At 66.2% G+C, this 25189-nt stretch carries 26 protein-coding genes and 1 pseudogene; 17 read left to right on the top strand and 10 right to left on the bottom strand.

Features of this window, described 5'->3' with window-relative positions; genetic code table 11:
* Positions 1–9: 9 nt before the first annotated feature.
* Positions 10–882: a Kdo hydroxylase KdoO gene (locus AC1DOP_RS13680; RefSeq protein WP_442123981.1), complete on the top strand. Its 873-nt coding sequence runs from the start codon at positions 10–12 to the stop codon at positions 880–882.
* A gap of 29 nt (positions 883–911) precedes the next feature.
* Here AC1DOP_RS13680 and AC1DOP_RS13675 read toward each other — a convergent pair whose 3' ends face one another.
* On the bottom strand, positions 912–1805 hold the full coding sequence (locus AC1DOP_RS13675; RefSeq protein WP_442123980.1) for a LysR family transcriptional regulator: 894 nt from the start codon (positions 1803–1805) through the stop codon (positions 912–914).
* A gap of 204 nt (positions 1806–2009) precedes the next feature.
* Between AC1DOP_RS13675 and AC1DOP_RS13670 the strand changes: the two genes are divergently transcribed.
* The 4 genes from AC1DOP_RS13670 to AC1DOP_RS13655 all read left to right on the top strand — a co-directional run bounded on the left by AC1DOP_RS13670 (position 2010) and on the right by AC1DOP_RS13655 (position 6181).
* Positions 2010–2705 (top strand): RraA family protein, encoded by a 696-nt coding sequence (locus AC1DOP_RS13670; RefSeq protein ID WP_442123979.1) that lies wholly within the window; start codon positions 2010–2012, stop codon positions 2703–2705.
* On the top strand, positions 2702–3649 hold the full coding sequence (locus AC1DOP_RS13665) for an NAD(P)-dependent oxidoreductase (RefSeq protein ID WP_477251711.1): 948 nt from the start codon (positions 2702–2704) through the stop codon (positions 3647–3649). The genes AC1DOP_RS13670 and AC1DOP_RS13665 overlap by 4 nt, the downstream gene beginning before the upstream one ends.
* Before the next feature lie 65 nt (positions 3650–3714).
* Positions 3715–5037 carry an MFS transporter gene (locus AC1DOP_RS13660; RefSeq protein ID WP_477251709.1) on the top strand — a complete coding sequence of 441 codons (1323 nt, stop codon included), beginning with the start codon at positions 3715–3717 and terminating at the stop codon, positions 5035–5037.
* An 88-nt stretch (positions 5038–5125) separates the two neighbouring features.
* Entirely contained in the window at positions 5126–6181 is a 1056-nt protein-coding gene (locus AC1DOP_RS13655; protein WP_442123976.1) for a porin, read from the top strand.
* Between the two features lie 24 nt (positions 6182–6205).
* Here AC1DOP_RS13655 and AC1DOP_RS13650 read toward each other — a convergent pair.
* From AC1DOP_RS13650 to AC1DOP_RS13640, 3 genes and pseudogenes are all read right to left on the bottom strand, one after another.
* Positions 6206–6490 (bottom strand): annotated as a pseudogene (locus AC1DOP_RS13650) (sensor histidine kinase); the annotation flags it as partial.
* 236 nt (positions 6491–6726) lie between these two features.
* Entirely contained in the window at positions 6727–7809 is a 1083-nt protein-coding gene (locus tag AC1DOP_RS13645) for a type II asparaginase (RefSeq protein WP_477251707.1), read from the bottom strand.
* Positions 7810–7921: 112 nt separating this feature from the next.
* Positions 7922–9193, bottom strand: a complete 1272-nt coding sequence (locus AC1DOP_RS13640; protein ID WP_442123974.1) for a dicarboxylate/amino acid:cation symporter — start codon at positions 9191–9193, stop codon at positions 7922–7924.
* A 156-nt stretch (positions 9194–9349) separates the two neighbouring features.
* On the opposite strand from AC1DOP_RS13640, the gene AC1DOP_RS13635 reads away from it, so the two are divergent.
* Complete coding sequence (locus AC1DOP_RS13635; RefSeq protein ID WP_442123973.1) at positions 9350–10075, top strand: amino acid ABC transporter ATP-binding protein; 726 nt, start codon at positions 9350–9352, stop codon at positions 10073–10075.
* Here the strand turns inward: AC1DOP_RS13635 and AC1DOP_RS13630 are convergent.
* On the bottom strand, positions 10065–10958 hold the full coding sequence (locus tag AC1DOP_RS13630; protein ID WP_442123972.1) for a LysR family transcriptional regulator: 894 nt from the start codon (positions 10956–10958) through the stop codon (positions 10065–10067). The genes AC1DOP_RS13635 and AC1DOP_RS13630 overlap by 11 nt on opposite strands.
* A gap of 95 nt (positions 10959–11053) precedes the next feature.
* On the opposite strand from AC1DOP_RS13630, the gene AC1DOP_RS13625 reads away from it, so the two are divergent.
* Positions 11054–12079 carry a YeiH family protein gene (locus AC1DOP_RS13625; protein WP_442123971.1) on the top strand — a complete coding sequence of 342 codons (1026 nt, stop codon included), beginning with the start codon at positions 11054–11056 and terminating at the stop codon, positions 12077–12079.
* A 1-nt stretch (position 12080) separates the two neighbouring features.
* Here AC1DOP_RS13625 and AC1DOP_RS13620 read toward each other — a convergent pair whose 3' ends face one another.
* The 3 genes from AC1DOP_RS13620 to AC1DOP_RS13610 form a co-directional block, all read right to left on the bottom strand.
* The gene (locus AC1DOP_RS13620) at positions 12081–13325 is read right to left on the bottom strand and encodes a cytochrome-c peroxidase (protein ID WP_477251704.1); all 1245 of its coding nucleotides are present in this window, start codon (positions 13323–13325) and stop codon (positions 12081–12083) included.
* A gap of 8 nt (positions 13326–13333) precedes the next feature.
* A complete protein-coding gene (locus AC1DOP_RS13615) occupies positions 13334–13783 on the bottom strand; it encodes a FixH family protein (protein ID WP_442123969.1) in 450 nt (149 codons plus the stop codon).
* 75 nt (positions 13784–13858) lie between these two features.
* A complete protein-coding gene (locus tag AC1DOP_RS13610) occupies positions 13859–14596 on the bottom strand; it encodes a sulfite exporter TauE/SafE family protein (protein WP_442123968.1) in 738 nt (245 codons plus the stop codon).
* Between the two features lie 149 nt (positions 14597–14745).
* Here AC1DOP_RS13610 and pyrC point away from each other — a divergent pair, with 149 nt between their 5' ends.
* From pyrC to AC1DOP_RS13575, 7 genes are all read left to right on the top strand, one after another.
* Positions 14746–15795: a dihydroorotase gene (gene pyrC, locus AC1DOP_RS13605; RefSeq protein WP_442123967.1), complete on the top strand. Its 1050-nt coding sequence runs from the start codon at positions 14746–14748 to the stop codon at positions 15793–15795.
* 6 nt (positions 15796–15801) lie between these two features.
* Entirely contained in the window at positions 15802–16623 is an 822-nt protein-coding gene (locus AC1DOP_RS13600) for a DUF3025 domain-containing protein (protein WP_442123966.1), read from the top strand.
* Positions 16624–16631: 8 nt separating this feature from the next.
* Positions 16632–17630 carry a Gfo/Idh/MocA family protein gene (locus tag AC1DOP_RS13595; RefSeq protein ID WP_442123965.1) on the top strand — a complete coding sequence of 333 codons (999 nt, stop codon included), beginning with the start codon at positions 16632–16634 and terminating at the stop codon, positions 17628–17630.
* An 18-nt stretch (positions 17631–17648) separates the two neighbouring features.
* Complete coding sequence (locus AC1DOP_RS13590; RefSeq protein WP_442123964.1) at positions 17649–18023, top strand: 50S ribosome-binding protein YggL; 375 nt, start codon at positions 17649–17651, stop codon at positions 18021–18023.
* A gap of 141 nt (positions 18024–18164) precedes the next feature.
* The gene (locus tag AC1DOP_RS13585; protein WP_442123963.1) at positions 18165–18551 is read left to right on the top strand and encodes a hypothetical protein; all 387 of its coding nucleotides are present in this window, start codon (positions 18165–18167) and stop codon (positions 18549–18551) included.
* Between the two features lie 87 nt (positions 18552–18638).
* A complete protein-coding gene (locus AC1DOP_RS13580; RefSeq protein ID WP_442123962.1) occupies positions 18639–19019 on the top strand; it encodes a hypothetical protein in 381 nt (126 codons plus the stop codon).
* A 200-nt stretch (positions 19020–19219) separates the two neighbouring features.
* The gene (locus AC1DOP_RS13575; RefSeq protein ID WP_442123961.1) at positions 19220–19561 is read left to right on the top strand and encodes a hypothetical protein; all 342 of its coding nucleotides are present in this window, start codon (positions 19220–19222) and stop codon (positions 19559–19561) included.
* A gap of 15 nt (positions 19562–19576) precedes the next feature.
* On the opposite strand, the gene AC1DOP_RS13570 is transcribed toward AC1DOP_RS13575, so the two are convergent.
* Positions 19577–20320, bottom strand: coding sequence for a CPBP family intramembrane glutamic endopeptidase (locus AC1DOP_RS13570; protein ID WP_442123960.1), 744 nt, complete (start codon positions 20318–20320; stop codon positions 19577–19579).
* 153 nt (positions 20321–20473) lie between these two features.
* Between AC1DOP_RS13570 and AC1DOP_RS13565 the strand changes: the two genes are divergently transcribed.
* Positions 20474–20779, top strand: coding sequence for a hypothetical protein (locus AC1DOP_RS13565; protein WP_442123959.1), 306 nt, complete (start codon positions 20474–20476; stop codon positions 20777–20779).
* A 15-nt stretch (positions 20780–20794) separates the two neighbouring features.
* Here the strand turns inward: AC1DOP_RS13565 and recG are convergent, their stop codons facing one another.
* On the bottom strand, positions 20795–22879 hold the full coding sequence (gene recG / locus AC1DOP_RS13560; protein WP_442123958.1) for an ATP-dependent DNA helicase RecG: 2085 nt from the start codon (positions 22877–22879) through the stop codon (positions 20795–20797).
* Positions 22880–22966: 87 nt separating this feature from the next.
* Between recG and queA the strand changes: the two genes are divergently transcribed.
* Positions 22967–23986, top strand: coding sequence for a tRNA preQ1(34) S-adenosylmethionine ribosyltransferase-isomerase QueA (queA, locus tag AC1DOP_RS13555; RefSeq protein ID WP_477251732.1), 1020 nt, complete (start codon positions 22967–22969; stop codon positions 23984–23986).
* Between the two features lie 6 nt (positions 23987–23992).
* A complete protein-coding gene (tgt, locus tag AC1DOP_RS13550; protein ID WP_442123957.1) occupies positions 23993–25132 on the top strand; it encodes a tRNA guanosine(34) transglycosylase Tgt in 1140 nt (379 codons plus the stop codon).
* The last annotated feature ends 57 nt before the right edge of the window (positions 25133–25189 follow it).

Raw genomic sequence — 25189 nt, 5'->3', positions numbered from 1 at the left:
AAGACAAACATGGAAAACCAGATCGTCGAGATCGACATGAAGGAGGTCGGCCACGGCAATCCGGCCTGGATCGCCGCGCTGGAAGCGGGGAAGGTGCTGTACTTCCCGAACTTCGGCGAGCACGGTTTCGCGCCCCAGAAGGAAGAGCTGGCGCTGTTTCGCGAAGACATCCGCGACCCCAAGATCCGCAACATCAGCCTCGACCCTGCTGGCCGGCTGAAAGGCGTGATCGGCGACGACGCCACGCAGGCGCTGGCCGCCGGCATGATCGGCCGCTTTCGCGCCCAGGCCGAGGGCCTGCTGGGCAACCTGGTGCCGCGCTACGGCGAGCACCTGCGCCGCGGCTCGGTCAGCTTCCGTCCGTCGAAGGTCGAGACCCGGGTCCAGTCCTGGCGCGCCGACGACCGCCGCCTGCACGTCGACGCCTTTCCCTCGCGTCCGAATCGCGGCGAACGCCTGCTGCGCGTGTTCACCAACGTGAACCTGGAAGGCGTGCCGCGCGTGTGGCGCGTGGGCGAACCGTTCGAGGATGTGGCGAAACGCTTCCTGCCGCGCGTGAAGAAGTACGTGCCCTGGCAGGCCAAGGCCTTGGCCGCGCTGCACGTGACCAAGTCGCTGCGCAGCGAATACGACCACCTGATGCTGCAGCTGCACGACTCCATGAAGGCCGACCTCGACTACCAGAAGAACGCGCCGCAGGTCACCTTCGGCTTCCCGCCCGGCTGCGCCTGGGTGTGCTTCTCGGACCAGGCCTCGCACTCGGTGATGTCGGGCCAGTACATGCTGGAGCACACCTTGCTGCTGTCGCCGATGCAGCAGTACGACAAGGAATCGAGCCCGCTGGCCATTCTGACGCGGCTGCAGGGGCACGCCCTCGTGTGATTCGACGTTTGCGTGGGCTCGGTGTGCCCTCAGACCGACAACAACGCGTTCCCTTGCGCGCGGAGGATCTCCGCGACGCGCGCCGCCGCCGGCGACAGATAACCGTTCCGCCGGTAGGCCAGGCCGAGGCGGCGCTGCATCTGGGTGTCGGCCAGTATCACCTCGCGCACACGGGCCTTGCCCGAGACGAGATTGAAGCGGGTGACGAAACCCAGTAACGGCGTCTTCTCGAGGATAGGCAGGATCGCATTCAGCACGTTCGATTCGATCTGTACCTGCGGACGCGGAAGACCATGCCGCTCGAATGTCTGGTTCAGCCATTGGCGCGAGGCGACCGTTGCCGCCGGCAGCATCCATTTGTAGTCGAGCAGGCCCGCGAGCGTGCAGGGCGAATCGAATACCGGGTGGTGCTCGTTCGCCATCACGACTACCGTGTCTTCCGCAATCTGCTCCCACACGATATCCCGCTCGGTCTCCGTGATCGGGCTCAGCACCAGATCCAGCTCACCCTCCTGCAGGCTGGCCATCAGGTTGGCATTCATCGCTACGGCCAGGTTCACGGTAATGCCGGGTGCTTCGGCCAGTAATTGCTGGAACACGGCAGGCATCAGATGTTCGGCCAGCGTCGGCACGCAGCCGATGCGCACATTCCCCTGCAAACCACTGGCGTAATCCTGCATCTCGCGCGCCGTCTCCTCCACCATGATCGCCATCTGCCGCGTGCGCCGCACCAGGACCTCGCCGGCGACGGTCAGCCGCATGCCGCGCCCATCCTTTTCGAACAGTTTCGCGCCCAGGTCTTCTTCCAGGCGGTCGATGCATTTGGTCAGCGCAGGCTGGGTCCGGTGCAGGCGCTCGGCGGCCCGCCCCAGGTTGCCTTCCTCGGCGATCACTTCGAAGTATTTCAGGTCGCGGAAGTCCATCGATATATTCCCGAAAGTTTAAGAATTCGAAAAATAAGTGAATATACATTATAGATCGTGCTTCCTATACTCGGCTCATACAAGAATCTGCCTGACAAAAAAGCAGCCGCATCGGAGGAGACATCCATGGCATCCCGCATCTCGCGTGCCGTCCTGCGCCCGTCCCTCCTCGTGGCTGCCTCCTACCTACGACGAGGACCCACCATGAGCCATACCACCCCACCCGACGTCATCCGCAACATCGAGCGCATCGACCCGGAACTGGTCGCGCGCGCCGCCCAGTACCCGTCTTCCATCCTGGCCGACGTCGCCGGCCGCCGCGGCGCCCTGAGCAGCCGCATCGCGCCGCTGGCGCCGAGCATGCGCCTGGCCGGCCCGGCGCTGACGGTCGAAGTGCGCCCCGGCGACAACCTGATGATCCACGCGGCGATGGCGATCGCCAAGCCGGGCGACGTGCTGGTCATCGACGGCAAGGGCGACGATACCAGCGCCCTGATGGGCGAGATCATGGTCAGCCAGTGCATGGCGATCGGCATCGCCGGCATCGTCGTCTACGGCGCCGTGCGCGATACCGAGGCGATCCGCGCGCTGGGCTTCCCGATGTATGCCACCGGCGCCAACCCGAACGGGCCGACCAAGCAGGTGCCGGGCCGGATCAACTGGCCGATTTCCGTGGGCGGCGTGACGGTGCGCCCGGGCGACCTGGTGGTGGGCGATGCCGACGGCATCGTCATCGTCGAGCCGGTCAAGGTACCGGCCGTGCTGGACGCGGCCAGGCAGAAGCTGGCCGATGAAACCGCGCGCATCGAAGGCATCCGCAGCGGCGCCCAGCTGCGTCCGGCCTGGCTCGACGCCGCCCTGCGCAAGGCCGGCGTGCTCGCCGAAGGAGAAACGCTGTGAGCGCCGTCCTCGAGGAACAAGCCAAGCGCGACGTGATCCTGGTGACCGGCGCCGACCTGGCCGGCAAGGCGGTCGCGCTGCTGTCGACCTACGACCTGGTCTACGCCGGCAAGACGCCGAGCGAGGACGAGCTGGTCGCCCTGTGCCGCCAGCACCAGCCGGTCGCGATCATCGTGCGCTACGGCCGCATCACCGAGCGCGTGATCGAGGCCTGCACCCGCCTGCGCGTGATTTCCAAGCACGGTTCCGGCACCGACACCATCGACAAGGAAGCGGCGGCAAAGCGAGGCATCGCCGTCAAGGCGGCGGTCGGCGCCAACGCGGCCGCCGTGGCCGAACATGCCTGGGCGCTGATCTTCGCCTGCGCCAAGGACGTGCCGGCGCTCGATCGCCGCATGCATGAGGGCCACTGGGACAAGGCCACCCACAAGAGCCTGGAGCTGAAAGGCCGCACGCTCGGCCTGGTGGGCCTGGGCGCGATCGGCGCGCGCGTGGCCACCGTCGGCAGCGCACTGGGCATGCAGGTGATCGCGCACGACCCGTTCGCGCAAACGGCGCCGGATGGCGTCAGCCTGTTGCCGCTGGCGGACGTGATCGCGCAGTCGGACGTGCTGTCCCTGCATTGCCCGCTCACCAAGGACAACGCCAACATGCTGAACGCGCAAACGCTGGCCACCATGCGCCGCGGCGCCATCGTCGTCAACACCGCGCGCGGCGGCCTGATCGACGAAGCGGCGCTGGCCGATGCCCTGCGCAGCGGCGCCCTGCGTGCCGCTGGGCTGGACAGCTTCCAGGTCGAACCCTTCACCCCCGGCCACCCGTTCACCGGGATTCCGAACGCCATCCTGTCGCCACACATCGGCGGCGTGACCGGCGATGCCTACGTCGGCATGGGCACGGCGGCGGCGGCCAACGTGCTGGCGGTTCTGGAACAGCAAGCCTGACGTCACACAAAAACCACAGGCGCGCACCCAAGACGCGCTTTAACCCTTACAGTATGGGAGACGACATGAACGACATCGACAACAACCCCCGCCTCGAGGCGGAAACGATGCGCAAGGTAACTTGGCGCATCATTCCCTTCCTGATCGTTTGCTACCTGATGGCCCTGATCGACCGCGGCAACATCGGCATGGCAGCCCTGCAGATGAACGGCGACCTCGGCCTCACCAAGAAAGTCTTCGGCTTTGCCGGCAGCCTGTTCTTCATCGCCTACTTCTTCTTCGAAGTGCCGAGCAACCTGGCGCTGCAGAAGTACGGCGCCCGCAAGTGGATCGCGCGGATCATGATCACCTGGGGCCTGGTGTCGGCCTGCACCGCCTTCGTGCAGGGCCAGAACTCGCTGTTCTTCATGCGTTTCCTGCTCGGCGCGGCCGAAGCCGGCTTCTTCCCCGGCGTCGTGCTGTACCTGACCTACTGGTTCCCGGCCGCCTACCGTGCGCGCATCGTCGCCACCTTCATGGTGGCGGTACCGATGGGCAGCTTCATCGGTTCGCCGATCTCGGCCCTGCTGCTCCAGACCGACGGGATGTTCGGCATGCGCGGCTGGCACTGGCTGTTCATTTTCGAAGGCCTGCCCACCGTCCTGCTGGGCATCGTCTGCCTGTTCTTCCTGACCGATCGCCCCGAGCAGGCGAAGTGGCTCAGCGACGAGCAGCGCAACTGGCTCTCCACGCGCATCGAGAAGGAACGCAGCGAGAAGAAGACCGCGGCCCGCGTGTCGGTCTGGAAGCTGTTCCGTACCAAGGAAGTGCTGGGCATGGCGCTGGTCTGCTCGGCCGCCTCGGCTGCAGGCAGCGTCCTCAACGTGTGGCAACCGCAGCTGTTGAAATCCTTCGGCCTGACCGTCATGCAGACCGGCCTGGTCAATTCGATACCCTACGTGATCGCCTCGGTGCTGATGATCCTGTGGGGCCGCCATTCGGACAAGAAGGGCGAACGCCGCTGGCACACCGCCATTCCGCTGCTGCTGGTCGCCGGCGGCATGCTGTTCACCTCGGCCACCAGCGCGCTGATCCCGACCGTGGTCCTGCTGTCCTGCGTGCTGGTCGGCGCCTATTCCTTCAAGGGACCGTTCTGGGCGCTGAGCTCGACCTGGATCGCGCCCTCGGCGGCGGCAGCCGGCCTGGCCGCCATCAACGCCACTTCCAACCTGATCGGCGGCGGCCTCATGGTCAACGTCTACGGCTGGATCAAGGAAGAAACCGGCAGCTATGCGCTGGCCCTGATGCCGATTGCCGGCCTGGCCGTGGCCAGCGTCCTCATCCTCCTGTCGCTCAGCAGTGACGCCAGCCAGGCGGCGCGCAAGGCGGCGGCCAAGGCAACCGCTTAAATCCCGCATCACCCCTGTAGTTTTTCATCGGCAACCGCCGAGGGCAGCGCACGCCCTCGGCCACCATAAATCCATCAATAACGAGACAATGAAAACCCAAGCTACCCTGATGCTGGCCCTCGCGGCCCTGTTCCCGGCCGCCGCATTCGCCCAGGCCAGCGTGACCGTCTACGGCTCCGTCGATGCCGGATTGCGCTACCAGACCAATGTCGACGCCGAAGGCCACGGCATGTGGACCACGAGCTCCGGCAATTACTACTCGAACCGGCTGGGCTTTCGCGGCGTGGAGCAGCTCGGCAATGGGCTGAACGCGCACTTCCAGCTGGAGAGCGGCTTCAACAGCAAGACCGGCGCCCTGGACAACACCAACAACGTCCTGTTCAACCGTACCGCAGCGGTCGGGCTGGGCGGCAGCTGGGGTTCGATCGACATCGGCCGCCAGTACACGATCGGCTTCCGGACCGAGAAATTCCTCGACCCCTTCGATCACCACTACACGCCCATCGTGCCGTTGTCCTCGGGCGCCGGCACCAGCTTGCCGGCGGCGGCGAAAACGGCCGGCCTGAGCGCATCGTCGTCGTCCGGCACGCGCTTCAACAACGACATCCAGTACACCGGCAGCTTCGACGGCCTGACCCTGCGCGCCGAATACGCGCCGGGCGAAGTCGCGGGAGATGCCGGGAAGGGGACGGCGAAGGCAGTGGGCTTCAGCTACGCCAAGGGAATGCTGCTGGCGGCGGGTGCCTGGACGGACAAGCAGACCACCACCGGCTTCGACAATCACGCCTTCGTGGTGGGCGGCGGCGTCAAGGTCCATGCCTTCACCGTCAAGGCCGGCCTGTCGCGCGAACGCCAGGAGACCGCGAGCGCGGGCAGCTACCAGCTGGAGACGCGCTTCGGCGGCGTCAACTACCAGGTCAACCAGCCGGTGGAAGTCACCGCCGCCTTCTATCGCTCGGACTACGACAGCCGCACGGGCGGCGGCCGGCGCGACCTGACCCTGGTGGGCGCTGCGTACCACTTTTCGAAGCTGACCAACCTGTATGCGGAGGTCGACTTCAACCGCTATGACGACGCCCTGGTCCCGTCGACCAAGCAGACCTCCCAGCGCGCGGTGCAGCTGGGCGTGATGAAGATGTTCTGAGGTCAGGGAGAGACCGTCCAGGCTTCAGGCCGCAGGCCTTAGGGAGGCCGGCGGCGTGATCGGCAGCCGGATGGTGAAAGTCGTCCCGGCCTCGGGCGTCGATGCGACCTCGATGCGTCCGCCGTGCTTGTTGATGACGCTGTAGGACAGCGACAAGCCCAGTCCCGTGCCGCTGCCGACCGGCTTGGTGGTGAAGAAGGGTTCGAAGATGCGGTTCATGTTCTGCGCCGGGATGCCGCAAGCGGTGTCGCTGATCGCCACCCACACCCAGTCGCCGTCGACCCCGGTGCCGATGGTGATCACGCCGCGCGACCGTGGCCTGCCTCGGGCGCCGGCGGCGGGCTGGACGCGAAGGATTCGACTTCTTCAAACCGCATGGCCATGGCGGATTCGGCGGACGATGAAAGCACGATTCCATTATCGCGGCGAACGATAAATACGGAACGCATTCTTGCTTTCTCCGCACGGCAATATTGCGAAATATGGCCCCGATACGACAAAAAAGCCGCCCGAAGGCGGCTTGTCGTCGCTGGCGGGCGCCAGGATCAATAGGTGTAGAACATGCGCTGGATTTCCCTGGTGCTGTTCGTTTTGGTCAGCGCCAGCATCAAGAGGATGCGCGCCTTCTGCGGATTCAGCGTGTCCGAGACCACGAAGTCGAGCTGGTCGTCGTTGGCTTCGCCGTTGCGCGCCACGATGCCCTGGCCGACGCGGCTCGAACGCACGACGACCACGCCTTTTTCGCGCGCGGCGGAGAGGGCTGGGCGCACCTTGTTCGGCAGGCTGCCGTCGCCCACGCCGGCGTGGACCAGGCCCCTGGCGCCGGCGGCGACGAAGGCGTTGACCGCGGTCGGGCCGACGTTGGCGTAGCTGTAGGCGATTTCCACGGCCGGCAGCGACGTCAGGTTCGACACGTCGAACTCGGTGTCGACGGTGTGCTTGCGGGTCGAGGCGCGGTAGAAGTGCGGCTGGTTGCCGACCACATAGCCCAGCATGCCCAGCTCCGGCGACTTGAAGGTGTCGGTGGTGACGGTGTTGGTCTTGGTGACTTCGCGCGCGGCGTTGATCTGGTCGTTCATCACCACCAGCACGCCTTTGCCCACCGCTTCCTGGCTGCCGGCGGTCAGCACGGCGTTGTACAGGTTGATCGGGCCGTCGGCCGAGATCGCGGTCGAGGGACGCATCGCGCCGACCACCACCACCGGCTTGCGGCTCTTGACCACCAGGTCCAGGAAGTAGGCGGTTTCCTCGATGGTGTCGGTGCCGTGGGTGATCACGATGCCGTCCACGTTCGGCTGGGCCAGCAGGGCGTTGACGCGCTTGGCCAGGATCAGCCACTGCTCGTTGCCCATGTTCTCGCTGGCGATCTGGAACACCTGCTCGCCGCTCACGTGGGCGACCTTCTGCAGTTCCGGCACCGCCTTGATCAGGGCGTCGACGCCGACCGTGGCGGCGGTATAGCCGACTGTGGTGGTGCTGGTGGCGCCGGTGCCGGCGATGGTGCCGCCGGTGGCGAGGATGACCACGTTCGGCAGTTTGGCCGGGGCGGCGGTCTGGGCCTGGGCGGCGAGGGCGAACAGGCAGAGGAAGAGCGCGAACAGCGTGCGCGAGGATTTCAGGTAAGTCATATGGTCTCCAGAAAAGCGTCGCCCCCGCGCAGGCGGGGGCCCAAGTTCTGCGTGAGCTAACAAGACGCATGCAAACTTGGGCCCCCGCCTGCGCGGGGGCGACGGATGAAAATCAGCGCAGCGGCGACGTCGCAATGTCCGTGCCGGCCGCCTTCGGGTCGCTCAGTTCGCCTTCCCACTTCGCGACCACGGCGGTGGCGATGCCGTTGCCGATCACGTTGGTGGCCGAGCGCGCCATGTCCAGGAAGTGGTCGATGCCCAGCAGGAGCAGCAGGCCGGCTTCCGGAATGTGGAACTGGTTCAGGGTCGCGGCGATCACCACCAGCGAAGCGCGCGGCACGCCGGCCATGCCCTTCGAGGTCAGCATCAGCACCAGCATCATGGTCAGCTGGGTCGACAGCGGCACTTCGATGCCGTAGGCCTGGGCGATGAAGATGGTGGCGAAGGTGCAGTACATCATCGAACCATCGAGATTGAACGAGTAGCCGATCGGCAGCACGAAGGCGGCCAGGCGGTTCTTCACGCCGAAGCGCTCCAGGCCTTCCAGGGTTTTCGGGAAGGCGGCTTCCGACGAGGCGCAGGTGAAGGCCAGGATGGTCGGTTCGCGCAGTTCGCGCAGCAGCTGCAGGATGCGCGGGCCGACGAACAGGATGCCGATCGCGATCAGCACGATCCACAGCAGCGCGATGCCGAGGTAGAACTCGCCCATGAACACGCCGTAGGTCGACAGCACGCCGACGCCGCTCTTGGCGATCACGCTGGCGACCGCCGCGAACACCGCGACCGGCGCGAAGTTCATGACGTAGCCGGTTACCTTCAGCATCACGTGGGCGGCGCCGTCGATGGCGTCGATCAGCGGGGTGGCGCGCGCGCCCACGGCGGCGGCGCCGGTGCCGAAGAAGATCGAGAAGATCACGATCTGCAGGATCTCGTTCTTGGCCATGCCGTCGGCGATCGAGGTCGGCACCAGGTGGGTGATGAATTCCTTGAGCGTCAGGCCGGTCACGGCGATGCCCGAGGATTCGGTCACGGCCGGCAGGTGGCCGGCGGCGGCCATCGCGTCGCCCGGACGGAACAGGTTCACCAGGATCAGGCCCAGGGTCAGCGAGAGGATCGAGGCGATGATGAACCAGCCCAGCGCCTTGACGCCGATGCGGCCCACCTCGGAGGCGTCGCCCATCTTGGCGATGCCGACCACCAGGGTCGAGAACACCAGCGGCGCGATGATCATCTTGATCAGGCGGAGGAAGAGGGTGGTTACCAGCGACAGCGTGTCGGCGAAGCCGGCAGCGCTTTCCAGGTAATTGTGTGCGAAGTAGCCGACGGCGATGCCAAGCACCAGCCCCACGAGGATGTAAGTGGTCAGGCGATTACGATTATTCATAGGGTTCCTTCCGGTGATGGCGGTGCGACGGAAAACAGGGGCGATCGTCCGACCTGTTCCGCTGACTTTTCTGGCGCGGTACTGACAATCTTGGCAAGTTCCGCAGTATCCTAGGGGCCGATGGTGCTGTCAAGCACGCCCAAGGCACACAACTATATGATTGAAATAGACAATGTCAGCAAGTGGTATGGCAGCTTCCAGGTGCTCAGCGATTGCAGCACGCGGGTGGCGCGGGGCGACGTAGTGGTGGTGTGCGGCCCCTCCGGTTCCGGCAAATCGACCCTGATCAAGACCGTCAACGGCCTCGAGCCCTTCCAGCAGGGCAGCATCCACGTCGACGGCACCTCGGTCGGCGACCCGGCCACCCGGCTGCCGGCGCTGCGCGCGCGGATCGGCATGGTGTTCCAGAACTTCGAGCTGTTCCCCCACCTGTCGGTGCGCGACAACCTGAACCTGGCCCAGATGAAGGTGCTGAAGCGCTCGCGCGAGGAGGCGACCGCCAACGGCCTGAAATACCTGGAGCGGGTCGGCCTGCTGGCGCACCAGGACAAGTTCCCCAGCCAGCTCTCGGGCGGCCAGCAGCAGCGCGTGGCGATCGCGCGCGCGCTGGCGATGGACCCGGTGGCGATGCTGTTCGACGAGCCGACCTCCGCCCTCGATCCGGAGATGGTGGGCGAGGTGCTGGACGTGATGACGGGCCTGGCCCAGGACGGCATGACCATGATGGTGGTGACCCACGAGATGGGATTCGCGCGCCGGGTGGCCGACCGCATCCTGTTCATGGACCACGGCCGCATCGTCGAGGAAAGCGCCAAGGACGATTTCTTCGACGCGCCGAAGTCGGAGCGGGCGCGCGAATTCCTCGCGCGGATCATTCACTGACTAGAGCGCGCCGGCACAGCGCCAGCAGCGCCTCGATGCCCTCGGTGCGGTACTTCTGCCGGTGCAGCACGATGTGCAGCGGCCGCACCAGGCGCAGGAAGGGCGTCTCCACCAGCGCCAGGCTGCCGCGTTCGACTTCGCCGGCCAGGGTGGTCGAGGACAGGCAGGAGATCCCGATCCCGCTTTCCACCGCCCGCTTGATCGCCTCGGTGCCGCCCAGCTCCATCGCCAGCGCGATTTCGCCCAGCTGGCCGGTCAAGAGCTGCTCGACCACCTCGCGCGTGCCCGAGCCTCGCTCGCGCAGGATCCAGCGCGCACGCCGCAAGGTGTCGATGCTGGCGCCGCCCGGCCGGGCCAGCGGATCGTCCGGCCGCACGCACACCGCCAGCTGGTCTTGGCGCCAGGCGATGGATTCGATGTCCGCGTGCAGGCAGGGCCCTTCGACGAAGCCGACGTCGATCTCGAAGCGCAGCAGTGCATCCAGCACCTGCTGGGTATTGCCGACGTCCAGCCGCAGCTGGCTGCCCGGCCGCGCCGTCTGGAACTGTCCGATCAGGCGCGGCAGCAGGTAGTTGCCGATGGTGGAGCTGGCGCCCAGGCGCAGGTTCACCGCGCGCCCGCCTTCATGGAACAGCTGCTCCATCTCCACCGCCCGCTCGACCATCTCGACCGCCTTCGGGTACAGCACCCGGCCGTCGCCGTTCAGCACGAGGCGCTTGCCGACCCGGTCGAATAGCCGGGTGCCGAGCTGGCGCTCGAAATCGGCCAGGGCCATGCTGGCCGCCGACTGGGTCAGGCCGATCGCGGCGGCGGCCTGGGTCACGCTGCCTTTGCGGGCGGTGGCGACGAAGACTTCGAACTGCCTGAGGGTCGTGTGGAGCATTGCTTATCAGTTATGCTGATTAATCATATCAATATAACTTGTTTTTCTTATGAATGGGAAATGTTTAACCTGCATGGGTACAACAGGAGAAACCCATGCCTCACCCATCCCGCCCTTGTCTTCCCTACGTCCACGGCTGCGCGCTGGCGGCGCTGCTCGCCGCGCTGGCGATGTGGGGCGCCGCGCTGCCGGTATTCCAGCGCCTCGGCCTCAGCGCGCTGACCCTCGCCATCGTCGCCGGCATCGTGCTCGGCAACACGGTCTTCCCGCGCATCGCGCCCTTCAGCCAGGAAGGCGTCGACTTCGCCCGCAACCGCCTGCTGCGCCTGGGAATCGTGCTGTACGGCTTTCGCATCACCTTCCAGCAGATCGGCCACATCGGCTGGGCCGGCGTGCTGATCGACGCGCTGGTGATCGTCGCCACCTTCACTCTGGCGGTGCAATTGGGCACCCGGGCGTTCGGGCTGGACCGCCAGACCGCGATGCTGATCGGCGCCGGCAGCGCGATCTGCGGCGCCGCCGCCGTGATGGCGGCCGAGCCGGTGGTGCGCGGCCAGGCGCACAAGGTGTCGGTGGCGGTGGCGACCGTGGTCGTGTTCGGCACCTTGTCGATGTTCGTGTATCCGCTGCTGTATCCCTGGCTGCACCTGTCCGAGACCGCCTACGGCCTGTATGCCGGTTCGACCATCCACGAGGTGGCCCAGGTGGTGGTGGCCGGACGCGCCGTCAGCGAAGCCGCGGCCTCGAGCGCCGTGATCGAGAAGATGCTGCGGGTGATGATGCTGGCGCCCTTCCTGGTCGTCCTGAGCAGCCGCCTCGGCGCCGAAGAGGGAACCGAAGCTGCCGCCAGGCGCCGCATCACCATTCCCTGGTTCGCGCTGTTGTTCGTCGGCGCCAGCGGCCTGAATTCGCTGCGGCTGCTGCCGGCCGGCCTGGTCGACGCCATCCTGCAGCTCGACACCGTGCTGCTGGCGATGGCGATGGCGGCCCTCGGCCTGCGCACCCACGTCGGCGCGATCCGCCAGGCGGGCATCAAGCCGATCCTGCTGGCCAGCGTGCTGTTCCTGTTCCTGGTGGTCGGCGGCTACCTGATCAACCGCGTGGTCACCATGATCGCCTGATTCAGCGGCGTCCTTCGACGACGGGACTGGACAGCGTTCCCAGGAATGCGGCCAGGTCGCGCACTTCGCTGTCGCTCAGGCGCAGCGGTTTCAGTTCGCTGTGTCCGGCGGCGGCGGCCGGCGCGCGGCGGTAATGCTCCAGCACCTCGCCCAGCGACGCCAGCTGGCCCGCGTGCATATACGGTGCCCGCGCTGCCGCATTGCGCAGGCCGGGCACCTTGAAGGCGCCGTCCAGCGTGTGGTCGTCGGCCGACAGGAAGCGCAACTCCTCGCACTGTTCCGGTTTGGCGTCGCTGTAGGGGCCGAGGCAGTTGAATTCGTCCCTCAGGAGTTGCGTCAGCGCCGCGCCGCGGCCGAAGTCCGGCTTGCCCGGCGTGCGCGGAGCGATGCCGGTGTTGTGGAACTGCTGGTCGCTGAACAGCGGGCCGTTATGGCAGGTCACGCATTGCGCCTTGCCGATGAACAGGCGCAGGCCGTTCTTTTCCTGCGCGCTCAGGCGCTGCGGCGCCGCCGGGTCGGCGTGCAGCAGGTCTTCGATATAGCCGTCGAGCCGCGACTCGCCGTAGTACAGCGTCTTCTCGTAGGCGGCGATCGCCTTGCCGAGGTTGGCGAACACGCGCGACACCGCACGCCGGTCGTCCTCGCGCATCGCGGCCCAGGCGGCGCGCTGCGCCGGCGTGCCCAGCGGACCGCCTTCCGCCGGCAGCCGGCTCAGGTCCGGCATGGGACCGAACAGCGCTTCGTACTGCGCGCGGTAGTGGGCGCGCACCAGGTGGGCATAGGCCAGGCGGCTGCCGCCGTGCTCGAGCTGGTCTTCGAGCGGACCGAGGGCCTGCGACCACAGGCTGTCCTTGCGGCCATCCCAGAAGGTGAAGGGCGCATGGCCGGCTTCGGCCAGCGGCATCGTGCGGCGCCGGCCGGTGCCGACGCCTTGGCCCAGCGGCCGGCCGTCCTGGAACTGCTTGTCCGGCTGGTGGCAGCTGGCGCAGGACACCGCGCCGTTGCGGCTGAAGCGGGTGTCGGCGAACACCTGCTTCCCGAGCTGCACGGCGTCCGGTCTGGCCTCGACCGCATTCGAGGGGTCTGGCGCCGGCGGCGCCAGTTGGCTCAGCCTGAGCGTGGACAGGATCTGCAGTTCGCCGTCGCTCCAGCCATCCCGGCCGGCCGAGGTGAATGCGGCGAGCGCGGCGCCCGTGGCCAGCAGGGCGGCCAGCGCCAGCAGGAGCTTCCGGAAAGGCGCTTTCACGGCCGGCCTCAGCGCGCCGCCAGCCGCCCGCCGCGGCCGTCGACGATGGTGTTGAAGGTGACGGTGTCGCTGCCCGCGGCGCCGTCGATCTTCAGCTTGATCTCCCACCAGCCGGTCATGCTGAACTTCATGCCTTCCATCAGGTAGCGGCCGGCGCCGAGCTGGCGGGTGACGCGCGGCCGCGTCGGCAGGCCGTGGCCGTGCTGGGGCATGCCGCCGTCGACCGCGATTTTCAGGCCGTCGACGGGCTGGCCGGACGGCGAGCTGACGTCGACTTCCCAGGCGTGGATGCGGTTCAGGTCGGCAGGGCCGTCGACCGGACGGATGTCGACCACGTAGCGCTGGTTGGCGGTGGTCCGGTGCGTGGACAGGTCCAGGTCGCTAGGTGGGGACATGCAGCCCGCCAGGAAGGACAGCGACAGGAAGGCCAGCAGCGGCAGGATTTTCTTGGTAACCATGATGTGCTTTCAAAAGTGAGGTGGATCGGAACCCTCACTTTCGAGCTTCCCATCATTGGAAGGTCAAGGGGTCAATCAAACATTTTTTATGATGAGGCTGATGCCGCCGATCACCAGCACGCCCCAGATCGCCTGCACCACCCGCGCCGCCGGCAGCCGGCTGTGCAGGTGATTGCCGAGCCACAGGCCGCCCATCGCGAACGGGAACAGGAGCGCGGCCAGCACCAGCAGCGTATGGTTGCGATACAGACCGGCGCTCGAGAACAGGGCCAGGCGCGCCAGGCCGCTGAAGAAGATCACGCCGCTGATGGTGGCGCGCAGCACCAGCTTGTCGCGCAGGCGGCGCGTCAGGTAGATCGTGTAGAAGGGGCCGCCGGTGCCGAACATGGCGGTGAACATGCCGCCGACCACGCCGAAGGGGAGGACCCAGCCGGCGCCGAGCGGTTTCGGCGGCTGCCGCAGCAGCAGGCTCCAGGCCGAATAGCAGAGGATGAAGGCGCCCAGCACCACCAGCAGCACGCGCTCCGGCGCCCGCACCAGCGCGAACACGCCCAGGCCCATCCCGGCCAGCATGAAGGGAATCAGGCGCAGCACTTCGCGGCGCTCGATCGTCTTCAGGTTCTTCAGGCCCAGCAGCAGGCCGGCGCTCAGGTCGAATACCAGCATCAGCGGCACCGCCATGCGCAGCGGGATCAGTTGCACCAGCAGCGGCATCGCCGTGACCGAGGAGCCGAAGCCGGTCAGGCCGAACACGGTGTAGGCGAAGACGATGATGAGCGCCAGCGGCGCGACCGTGCCGAAATCGAGATCCATGCCGATAGTCGAATAGTGAATAGCTAAATTTTATCTTCTTCTATCGATTTAGTTCTTTTAGGAAACGTATCGTGCGCGAGCCGTGGCGGGCGCGTGCCGTCTTCCATACCTGCAGGTAAAATGCCGGGGTTCGCAATCCGAGAGCCGCCATGTCCATCATCGAATCCCCCGACACCATCACCCTCATCCGCCCCGACGACTGGCACCTGCACCTGCGCGACGGCGCGCAGATGGCCAGCGTGCTGCCGCACACCGCGCGCCAGTTCGCCCGCGCGATCGTCATGCCGAACCTGAAGCCGCCGGTCACCACCGCTGCCGACGCAGCCGCCTACCGCGACCGCATCCTCGCCGCGCTGCCGGAAGGCATGCAGTTCGAGCCGCTGATGACCCTGTACCTGACCGATAACACCGACCCGGACGAGATCCGCCGCGCCCAGGACACCGGCTTCATCCATGCGGTGAAACTGTACCCGGCCGGCGCCACCACCAACTCGGCGGCCGGCGTGACCGACCTGCGCAAGTGCTACAAGACCCTCGAGGTGATGCAGGAACTCGACATGCCGCTGCTGGTGCATGGCGAAGTGACCAACCATGACATCGACCTGTTCGACCGCGAAGCCGTGTTCATCGAGCGCGTGATGCGCCCGCTGCGCCGCGATTTCCCGGAACTGAAGATCGTGTTCGAGCACATCACCACGCGCGACGCCGCCCAGTACGTGGCCGAGGCCGAAGGCCCGATCGCGGCCACCATCACGGCCCACCACCTGCTGTACAACCGCAACGAGATCTTCAAGGGCGGCATCAACCCGCACTACTACTGCCTGCCGGTGCTCAAGCGCGAGGAACACCGCCTGGCGCTGGTGACCGCCGCCACCAGCGGCGACGAGCGCTTCTTCCTCGGCACCGACTCGGCCCCGCACGCCGTGCACGCCAAGGAAAGCGCCTGCGGCTGCGCCGGCTGCTACACCGCCCTGCACGCGATGGAGCTGTACGCCACCGCCTTCGAACAGGCCGGCGCACTGGACAAGCTGGAGGCTTTCGCCAGCCTGAACGGCCCGAACTTCTATGGCCTGCCGGTCAACGAGGGCAGCATCACCCTCAAGCGCGAAACCTGGACCATCCCGCCGAGCGTGCCGATGGGCGAACACCAGCTGGTGCCGCTCGACGCCGGCCAGCAGCTCCACTGGAAGATGCTGTAAGCAGGAATGTTCGAGCAGTTCGAGCAGATCGGGTGGGCGCAGCCGTGGTATGACGCGGTGCGCCCGGCCTTCGACAGCCTGGAGCCGGCCGCGGGTTCAGCTGATCATTTCATCGACCGCTTCAATGCGAATGCGGCCCGCCTCCAGCTGCAGAACCACCGCGGCCAGCCTGTCCGCTTCGTGCCCCAGGCCGCGCTGCCGCCCAACACCGCCTACGAAGAATTCATCGGCGCCACCGGCTGCGTGCCGACGCGCGAGAACCTGCACGACTTCTTCAACGGCCTGGTGTGGCAAACCTTCCCGCTCATCAAGCGCGAGCTGAACGCACTACAGGCGGCGCAGATCGCCGCCGCCGGCATCAAGCAGTCGCGCGGACCGGCGCGCGATGCCGCCACCATCTTCGACGAGAACGCCGCCCTGCTGGTGGTGCGTGACACCGGCGATGGCCGCGCCTTGGTCGACGGTCTGCGCGGCCACCAGTGGCACCACACGCTGTACCTGCGGCGCGCCGCGTTCGAGCGCGATGCCGAGGTCTGGCTGTTCGGCCACGCCCTGATGGAAAAGCTGGTGGCGCCGCGCAAGGCGATCACGGCGCACACGCGGGTGCTGTTCGCGCCCGATGCCTGGTTCGGCCTGGCCTGGGACGACCGGCGCGCCTGGATCGACATGCAGGTGGCCGGCCAGCTGTGCACCGAGGGCCTTGCCACGTCCGGCTTCACGCCGCTGCCGGTGCTGGGCGTACCCGGCTGGTGGCCGCAGCAGGACGAGGCGTTTTATCTCGACCAGACCGTATTCCGGCCCAAGCGGCCGGCCAAAGAGCTGACTTAGGAGGAAACATGACTGATGTGGTCCGCTGGGGCATTCTCGGTACCGGGAAGATCGCCAAGGCCTTCGCCAATGCGCTGAAGGATACGCCGGGGGCGGTGCTCGCCGGCGTCGGCTCGCGCAGCTTGCCGGGCGCGCAAGGCTTCGCCGACGAATTCGGCGGCACTGCTTACGGCTCCTACGAGGAGCTGGCGCAGGCGCCTGACGTCGACCTGATCTACGTGGGCACGCCGCATCCCGCCCACGTCGACAACGTGCGCATGGCCCTGAACGCCGGCAAGGGCGTGTTGTGCGAGAAGCCCTTCACCATGAACCGCGCCGAGGCCGAAGAACTGGTGGCGCTGGCGCGCGCGAAAAACCTGTTCCTGATGGAGGCGATGTGGACCCGCTTCATGCCGGCGCTGGCGGAAGTGCGGCGCGTGGTCGACTCCGGCGAGATCGGCAAGGTGACGCAGGTGATCGCCGACCTGGGCTTCAAGGCCGACTTCGGCCATGAACACCGCGTGTTCAATCCGGTGCTGGGCGGCGGCGCGCTGCTCGACCTGGGCATCTATCCGCTGTCGATCGCGGTGGCGCTGCTGGGCCCGGTGGAATCGGTCGCGGCCCAGGCCGAACTCGGCCCCACCGGCGTCGACGAACAGACCGGCTTCGTGCTGCGCCACCGCGGCGGCGGAATGTCGATGTGCAGCTGCTCGCTGCGCGCGCGCCTGCCGAGCGAGCTGACGATCGCCGGCGAACGCGGCCACGTGCGCATGAACACCATGTTCCACCGCGCCCAGACGGTGACGGTGGTGCGTGCCGACGGCATCAACCGCACCATGCCCACGCCTTTCCTGGGCAACGGCTATGTGCACGAGGCGATCGAGGCCCAGCGTTGCTGGCAGGCCGGCCTGATCGAGAGCCCCGGCATGCCGCATGAAGACACGCTGGCCCTGATGGGCGTGATGGACGAAGTGCGGCGCCAGATCGGCGTGCACTACGCGGCCGACGACGGCACCGCCAAGGAATAACCAACAAGGAGAAAAACCATGAAACGCGATCCCCGTACCACCAGCCGCATGCGGCGCCTGAACGCACGCCAGCGCAAGAAGGCGCGCGTCGGCGAATTCAAGGAGCACTGCTTCGACATCGAACTCGTGTTCCACAGCCCGATGCGCGGCGAGCCTTACCACGACTTCATCAACGATTTCTTCGGCTTCCTGGAACAGCGCGGCCTGCTGGGCGGCGGCTTCGGCGGCAAGGAGCCATTCAGCGAGACCGAAGGCGTGATCGCCAACATCGAGCGCGGTTCGCCCGCCGAGGAAGACCGCGAGGCGGTGGTGCAGTGGCTGCGCGCCCGTCCGGAAGTCGTCGACGCCCGCGCCAAGGACTTCAAGGATGCCTGGCACGGCTACGGCTTCTGATTGCCTCCGATTGTAAGCATTTGTCAGCGCGGTAAGGCTTTGTAAGGAGCGTCAACAGGACAGTAAGGTTCCTCGTTTTAGGGACAAGTGACACGCAAACGACGTGCACTCCGAACCCGATAACCCTGAGGACCCTTCATCATGAAAAAGACCATCGCTACCCTGATCGCCGGCCTGTTCGCTACCGCAGCATTCGCAGCACAGACTCCTGCCACCACGACGCCGGCGGCTAGCACGCCGGCAGTGGCGAAGGCTGAAGTGAAAGAGACCAAGGCTGCGACCAAGGCCGACGTCAAGGCTGAAGTCAAGGAAGCCAAGGCCGACGCCAAGGAAGCCAAGGCCGATGCCAAGGAAGCCAAGGAGGTCGCCGCCAAGGCCGACGTGAAGGAAGCCAAGGCCGAGCACAAGGCTGTCCACAAGACCGCCCACAAAACCGCCCACAAGACCAAGAAAGCTGCGCACAAGGACACCACCGTCGCCGCAGCGACCCCGGAAGCTGTCGCCACCCCGGCACCGGCTACCAAGTAATCCCTGATGCTGTTTTACGCACGGCGGCCGATGGCGGCTGCCGCGCGGCTTCCCTGACCAGACAAGACAAAACTTGAGGATCGCACCATGAAAAAGACCATCGCTACCCTGATCGCCGGCCTGTTCGCTACCGCAGCATTCGCGGCACAAACTCCCGCCACCACGACGCCGACGGCTACCACGCCGGCAGTGGCGAAGGCCGAAGCCAAGCAAGAAAAGCAGGCTGCGAAGGCTGAAGTGAAAGAAACCAAGGCTGCGGCCAAGGCAGACGTCAAGGAAGCCAAGGCCGATGCCAAGGCCGAAGTAAAAGAAGCCAAGGCCGACGCCAAGGAAACCAAGGAAGCCGCCAAGGCGGACGTGAAGGTCGCCAAGGCAGAGCACAAGGTCGCCAAGACCCATCACAAGGCTGCGGTCAAGGCCGAAGCGCACAAGGACACCACGGTCGCTGCCGCTACGCCGGCCAAGTAAGCCCGCACTTTGTACGTCGTTCCCGGCATTGCCGGAAACGACTTCCCGCTCCTTGATCGTCATTCCCGCGCAGGCGGGAATGACGTTTACGGGCAGCCGGCGTGACATGCATATCCGGATTTGTTTGACATCGCGAACGGAAGCAATCGATACTTTTCGCTATCCGTTCCCCCGGTGTCCGACAAACGAAAGGAAGCCCCATGCTCCGCCGTGCCATCCTGCTCGCCGCTTGCCTGTGCGCAGCCCAACCCAGCTTCGCGGACCCGGTGCCGGTCCCCGCCGACAAATCAGCCTACGTGGGCGAATGGATCGGCGAGAAGATGCGGCTGAAGATACAGCAGAACGGCCAGGTCGAATACAAGCGCGACCGGCCGGGCAAGAACGTGGATCTCCACGTCGACCTGCAGGGCTTCAACGGCGACAATTTCGACGTCGGCGTCAGCCTGGTCCGCTCCACCTTCGTGGTCAGCAAGCCGCCGCACCGCGAGGGCGGCAAGTGGAAGATGACGGTGGACGGCGTCGACCTGACCAAGGTGAACTGAGAGCCTGGGCCGCCATCAGGCCGCGGCCGGCGCCGACGCCGCCCGGCGTGCGCCGAAGACCACCCAGGCCGCCAGCGCCAGCTCGATCACGTTGGCGGCGCGCTCCACCAGGAATACCGTCGACGCGGCGGCGTCCTGCACCTTCGAATACATCATGCACAGGTTCAGCACCATGTGCAGCACCACGCAGAGCCACAGGCTGCCGCTGCGGTAGCGCACGGCGGTGAACATCATGCCGGCGATCGAGGTCACCACCATCTTCCAGCAGGCGGTCTTCCAGTCGGTGTCCATGAAGCCGTGGATCAGGTGCATGGCGCCGAACAGCAGGCCGTTCAGCACGATGGCGCGCCATACCGGCAGCGACAGCAGCAGCGCGAAGATCACGCCGCGAAACAGCAGCTCCTCGCCGAAGGCGTTGAAGAGCTGGATCGTGAAGTCGGAGAGGATCTTGCCGCCGTCGGCGCTGCGCAGGCCCCAGGGCAGGAACAGCGCGGCGGTCGACAGGCTGGCCAGGAACACCGGTTCCGGGCGGATGCGGCCCAGGCCGAGCGCCAGCCGCTTCCACAAGCCGAAGGCATGGGCCAGCACCAGCGGATAGACGATGGTCGAGGCGAAGGCGAGCAGCTTGACCTTGCCGTAGGCTTCGGGCGGGGCCAGGCTGAAGCCGAACTTGAGGATCAGGATCGTCAGCAGGAACTGGCCGACGGCGCAGGCGATGGCGAAGGGAACCGGGGTCTCGTTGTGATAAGTGGTTTGCATGGCGCGTCTCGTTGTTTTTGTATTGACGTGCGCACTGTAATGAAAGGCGCTGTGCCGGGCGGTCCGTTTGCGACAGACGGCAGAAATCGCGGAACAGGCCGTCTTTACAACAGGTGTACATTAGGGCCTACGACAACGCGGAGGAGCCTCGAAATGAAAAACATGACCGCCATCCTGATCGCCGGCCTGTTCGCCGGCGCCGCATTCGCCCAGACCGCGCCTGCCCCGGTGCCGGGCCAGACCACCACGCCGGATTCGAGCACCTCGCCGGAAGTCGCCAAGGCCGCCGCCGCCCACGAGAAGGACGCCACCAAGGATGCCAAGTCCGATGCCCGGCAAAAGAAGGACGCTGCGAAGCCCGCCACCGGCAAGGGAAAAGGCAAGAGCAAGCCGACCCGGGCCAAGATCAAGGTCCCGCCCGACAACGGCCATACGAGCAAGGAAGACCCGACAGCTTAGAACCTATCCCGGTTCTTAGACCTTGAGGAACTCTTCCCGTCCGCCCAGCCAGCGCAGCAGGTGGGCGTCGACGACGGCATCAAGCTCCGGCCGGTCGGAGCCCAGCAGCCAGGCGGCGACGTCGCGCGCCTGTTCGACGATCCACTGGTCGGTCTCCAGGTTGGCGAAGCGCAGCATGGCTTCGCCGGATTGGCGCGCGCCGAGGAATTCGCCGGGGCCGCGGATCTCGAGGTCGCGGCGGGCGATCTCGAAGCCGTCGGTCGTCTCGCGCATCGTCATCAGGCGCTGCTTGGCCACCTGGCCGAGCGGGCTCTGATACAGCAGCAGGCACACGCTGGCCGCCGAACCGCGGCCCACGCGCCCGCGCAGCTGGTGCAGCTGCGAGAGGCCGAAGCGCTCGGCGTGCTCGATCACCATCAGCGAGGCGTTCGGCACGTCGACCCCGACCTCGATCACGGTGGTGGCCACCAGTACGTGCACCTCGCCTCTTGAAAAGGCATCCATGATGACCTGCTTTTCCGCCGGCTTCATGCGGCCGTGGACCAGGCCCACCACCAGGTCGGGCAGGGAAGCGGCCAGGGTCTCGAAGGTGTCGGTGGCGGTCTGCAACTGCAGCGCTTCCGACTCTTCGATCAGCGGACAGACCCAGTAGACCTGGCGGCCCTCCAGCGCGGCGGCGTGCACGCGCTCGATCACCTCGTCGCGGCGGTTCTGGTCGATCGCGCGGGTGACGATCGGCGTGCGGCCCGGCGGCAGCTCGTCGATCACGGACACTTCCAGGTCGGCGTAATAGGTCATCGCCAGGGTGCGCGGGATCGGCGTGGCCGACATCATCAACTGGTGCGGCACCAGGCCGTCGCTGCCCTTGTTGCGCAGGGTGAGGCGCTGGCCGACGCCGAAGCGGTGCTGTTCGTCGACCAGCACCAGGCCCAGCTTCGCGAACTGCACCGAGTCCTGAATCAAGGCGTGCGTGCCGATCACCAGGTTGGCTTCGCCCGATTCCGCCATCTCGCTGGCGGCCTGCTTTTCCTTCTTTTTCAGGCTGCCGGTCAGCCAGGCCACCTTCACGCCCAGCGGTTCCATCCAGGCCGCGATCTTGCGGAAGTGCTGCTCGGCCAGGATCTCGGTCGGCGCCATCAGGGCCGCCTGGTAGCCGCTGTCGATGGCCTGGGCGGCCGCCAGCGCGGCGACCACGGTCTTGCCGCTGCCGACGTCGCCCTGCAGCAGGCGCTGCATCGGATAACCCTCGCGCAGGTCCTTGCTGATTTCCTGCACCACGCGCTGCTGGGCATTGGTCAGCTGGAAGGGCAGGGCATTCAGGAAGGCCTCGGACAGCGCGCCGACGCTGGTGAGCTGGGGCGCGCCCTTTTCGCGGCGTGCCTGCTGGGCGCGTTTCAGTGACAGCTGCTGGGCCAGCAGTTCGTCGAACTTCACCCGGGTCCAGGCCGGGTGGGTCTTTTCGATCAGTGCGTTCTCGTCGACGTCCGGCGGCGGATAGTGCAGCAGGCGCACCGCCGGCTGGAACTCGGCCAGCGACAGTTTTTCGCGCACCGCGCGCGGCACGGTGTCGGTCCAGTCGACCCGCTTCATGGCATCGGAAATCGCGCGCCTCAGCACGGTCTGCGACAGGCCTTCGCCGGACGGGTAGACCGGCGTCAGGGAAGTCGGCAGGGGCGCGCCCTCGTTGACGACTTTATAAACGGGATGGACCATCTCGGCGCCGAAGAAGCCGTGGCGCACCTCGCCACGCGCCCGCACGCGGGTGCCTTCGGCCAGCTGCTTGACCTGGCTGCCGTAGAAATTCATGAAGCGCAGCTGGATGTCCGAGGTCTCGTCGGCGATCGAGACCAGCAGCTGCTTGCGCGGCTTGTACGTGATTTCGTTTTTGCTAACGATGCCTTCGACTTGCGAGACGTGGCCGCCGCGCAGGCAGGCCTCGCGGATCGGCACGATCTCGGTTTCGTCCTCGTAGCGCATCGGCAGATGCAGCACCAGGTCCATGTCGGTGCGCAGGCCGAGCTTGGCGAGTTTGCTCTCGATGGTCTTCTGAACCGGGGTTGTTGCGGGCTTGGCTGCGGCTTTGTCTTTGGTTGCGGGCATAAAGGCTGGTGTAAAATAGAGGGTTCGCCGCATACGCTTGAGCTTATATTGTAAGGCTCCTGGCACTGTTTTCCCATCATGAGCAGAATCTACTCCCTCTCCGATTTCGATTTCGACCTGCCCGACGAGCGCATCGCCCAGGTGCCGCTGCCGGATCGCAGCGCTTCGCGCCTGCTGCAGCTCGACGGCGACCGCATCACGGATCGCACATTTTCAGATATCGTCGACCAGCTTGCCGCCGGCGACGTGCTGGTGATGAACAATACCCGCGTGCTGAAGGCGCGCTTCTTCGGCCAGAAGGAATCCGGCGGCCAGATCGAGGTGCTGGTCGAGCGCGTGCTCGACAACCGCACCGTGCTGGCGCAGGTCCGCGCGTCCAAGTCGCCCAAGCCGGGCAACCGCATCCGCCTGGCCGATGCCTTCGACGTCACCACCGGCGAACGGGCCGGCGAGTTCTTCACGCTCCACTTCGAAGGCGACGTGTTCGAGCTGATCGAGGCCCACGGCCGCCTGCCGCTGCCGCCCTATATCGCCCACGACGCCGACGAATTCGACGAGCAGCGTTACCAGACCGTCTATTCATCGGCGCCGGGCGCCGTCGCCGCGCCGACCGCCGGCCTGCACTTCGACCAGCCGCTGCTGGACAAGCTGGCCGCCAAGGGCGTGAACATCGCCTACGTCACCCTGCACGTGGGCGCCGGCACCTTCCAGCCGGTGCGGGTCGAGAACCTGGCCGAGCACAATATGCACAGCGAGTGGTACACGATCTCCTCGGCGACCGTCGATGCGGTACGCGCCGCGCAGGCCGCCGGCCGCGACGTGGTGGCGGTCGGCACGACCTCGCTGCGCGCGCTGGAGTCGGCCTCCCAGTCCGGCAGCCTGCAGGCCGGCAGCGGCGACACCCGCCTGTTCATCACCCCGGGTTACCAGTTCAAGACGGTGACCCGCCTGATCACGAACTTCCACCTGCCCAAGTCGACCCTGATGATGCTGGTCTCGGCCTTTGCCGGCTACGACGAAATCCGCAAGGCCTATGCACACGCGATCGCCAGCGAATACCGCTTCTTCAGCTATGGCGATGCGATGCTGCTAACCCGGAAAAATTAATCCAATATGCTGGAATTTACCCTTCTCAAAAAAGATACGAGCGGTCTGTCGCATGCGCGCCGCGGCCGCCTGAAACTCAACCACGGCACCATCGAGACCCCGATCTTCATGCCGGTCGGGACCTACGGTTCGGTCAAGGCGATGGACCCGACCGAGCTGAAGGAAGTCGGCTCGCAGATCATCCTCGGTAACACCTTCCACCTGTGGCTGCGCCCGGGCACCGAGGTCATGGACAAGTTCGGCGGCCTGCACGGCTTCATGGGCTGGGACAAGCCGATCCTGACCGATTCCGGCGGCTTTCAGGTGTTCTCGCTGGGCGCGATGCGCAAGATCACGGAAGAGGGCGTGAAGTTCGCCTCGCCGATCGACGGTTCGCGCCAGTTCCTGTCGCCGGAAATCTCGATGCAGATCCAGCGCTCGCTGAATTCGGACATCGTGATGCAGTTCGACGAATGCACCCCTTACGAGATCGACGGTCGTCCGGCGACCTTTGATGAAGCGGCCAAGTCGATGCGCATGTCGCTGCGCTGGGCCCAGCGCTCGATGAACGAGTTCAAGCGTGGCGAGAACCCGAACGCGCTGTTCGGCATCGTCCAGGGCGGTATGTACGAGCGCCTGCGCGACGAATCGCTGGCCGCCCTGGAAGACATCGACTTCCCGGGCCTGGCGATCGGCGGCCTGTCGGTGGGCGAGCCGAAGGAAGACATGATGCGCATCCTCGAGCACGTCGGCCCGCGCCTGCCCGAGAACAAGCCCCACTACCTGATGGGCGTCGGTACGCCGGAAGACCTGGTGGCCGGCGTGGCCAACGGCGTCGACATGTTCGATTGCGTGATGCCGACCCGGAACGCACGCAACGGCTGGCTGTTCACCCGTTTCGGCGATCTCAAGATCAAGAACGCGCGTTACAAGGATGACACGGCGCCGCTGGACGAGAGCTGCACCTGCTACTGCTGCAAGAATTTTTCGCGCGCCTACCTGCACCACCTGCACCGCTCGAAAGAGATCCTGGGCGCGCGCCTGAACACCATCCACAACCTGCACTACTACCTGAACCTGATGCAGGAAATCCGCGATGCGATCGATGCCGACCGCTTCCACGAATTCCGCCTGCAGTTCAACGCCGACCGCGCCCGCGGGGTGTAATCCCCAGGGTGGGCACACCGTGCCCACGCGTAAATATCGCTGCACGTGGGCACGGTG

The organism is Massilia sp. 01N410 (assembly GCF_056399665.1).
This window is presented reverse-complemented; position numbering and strand designations above follow the sequence as displayed.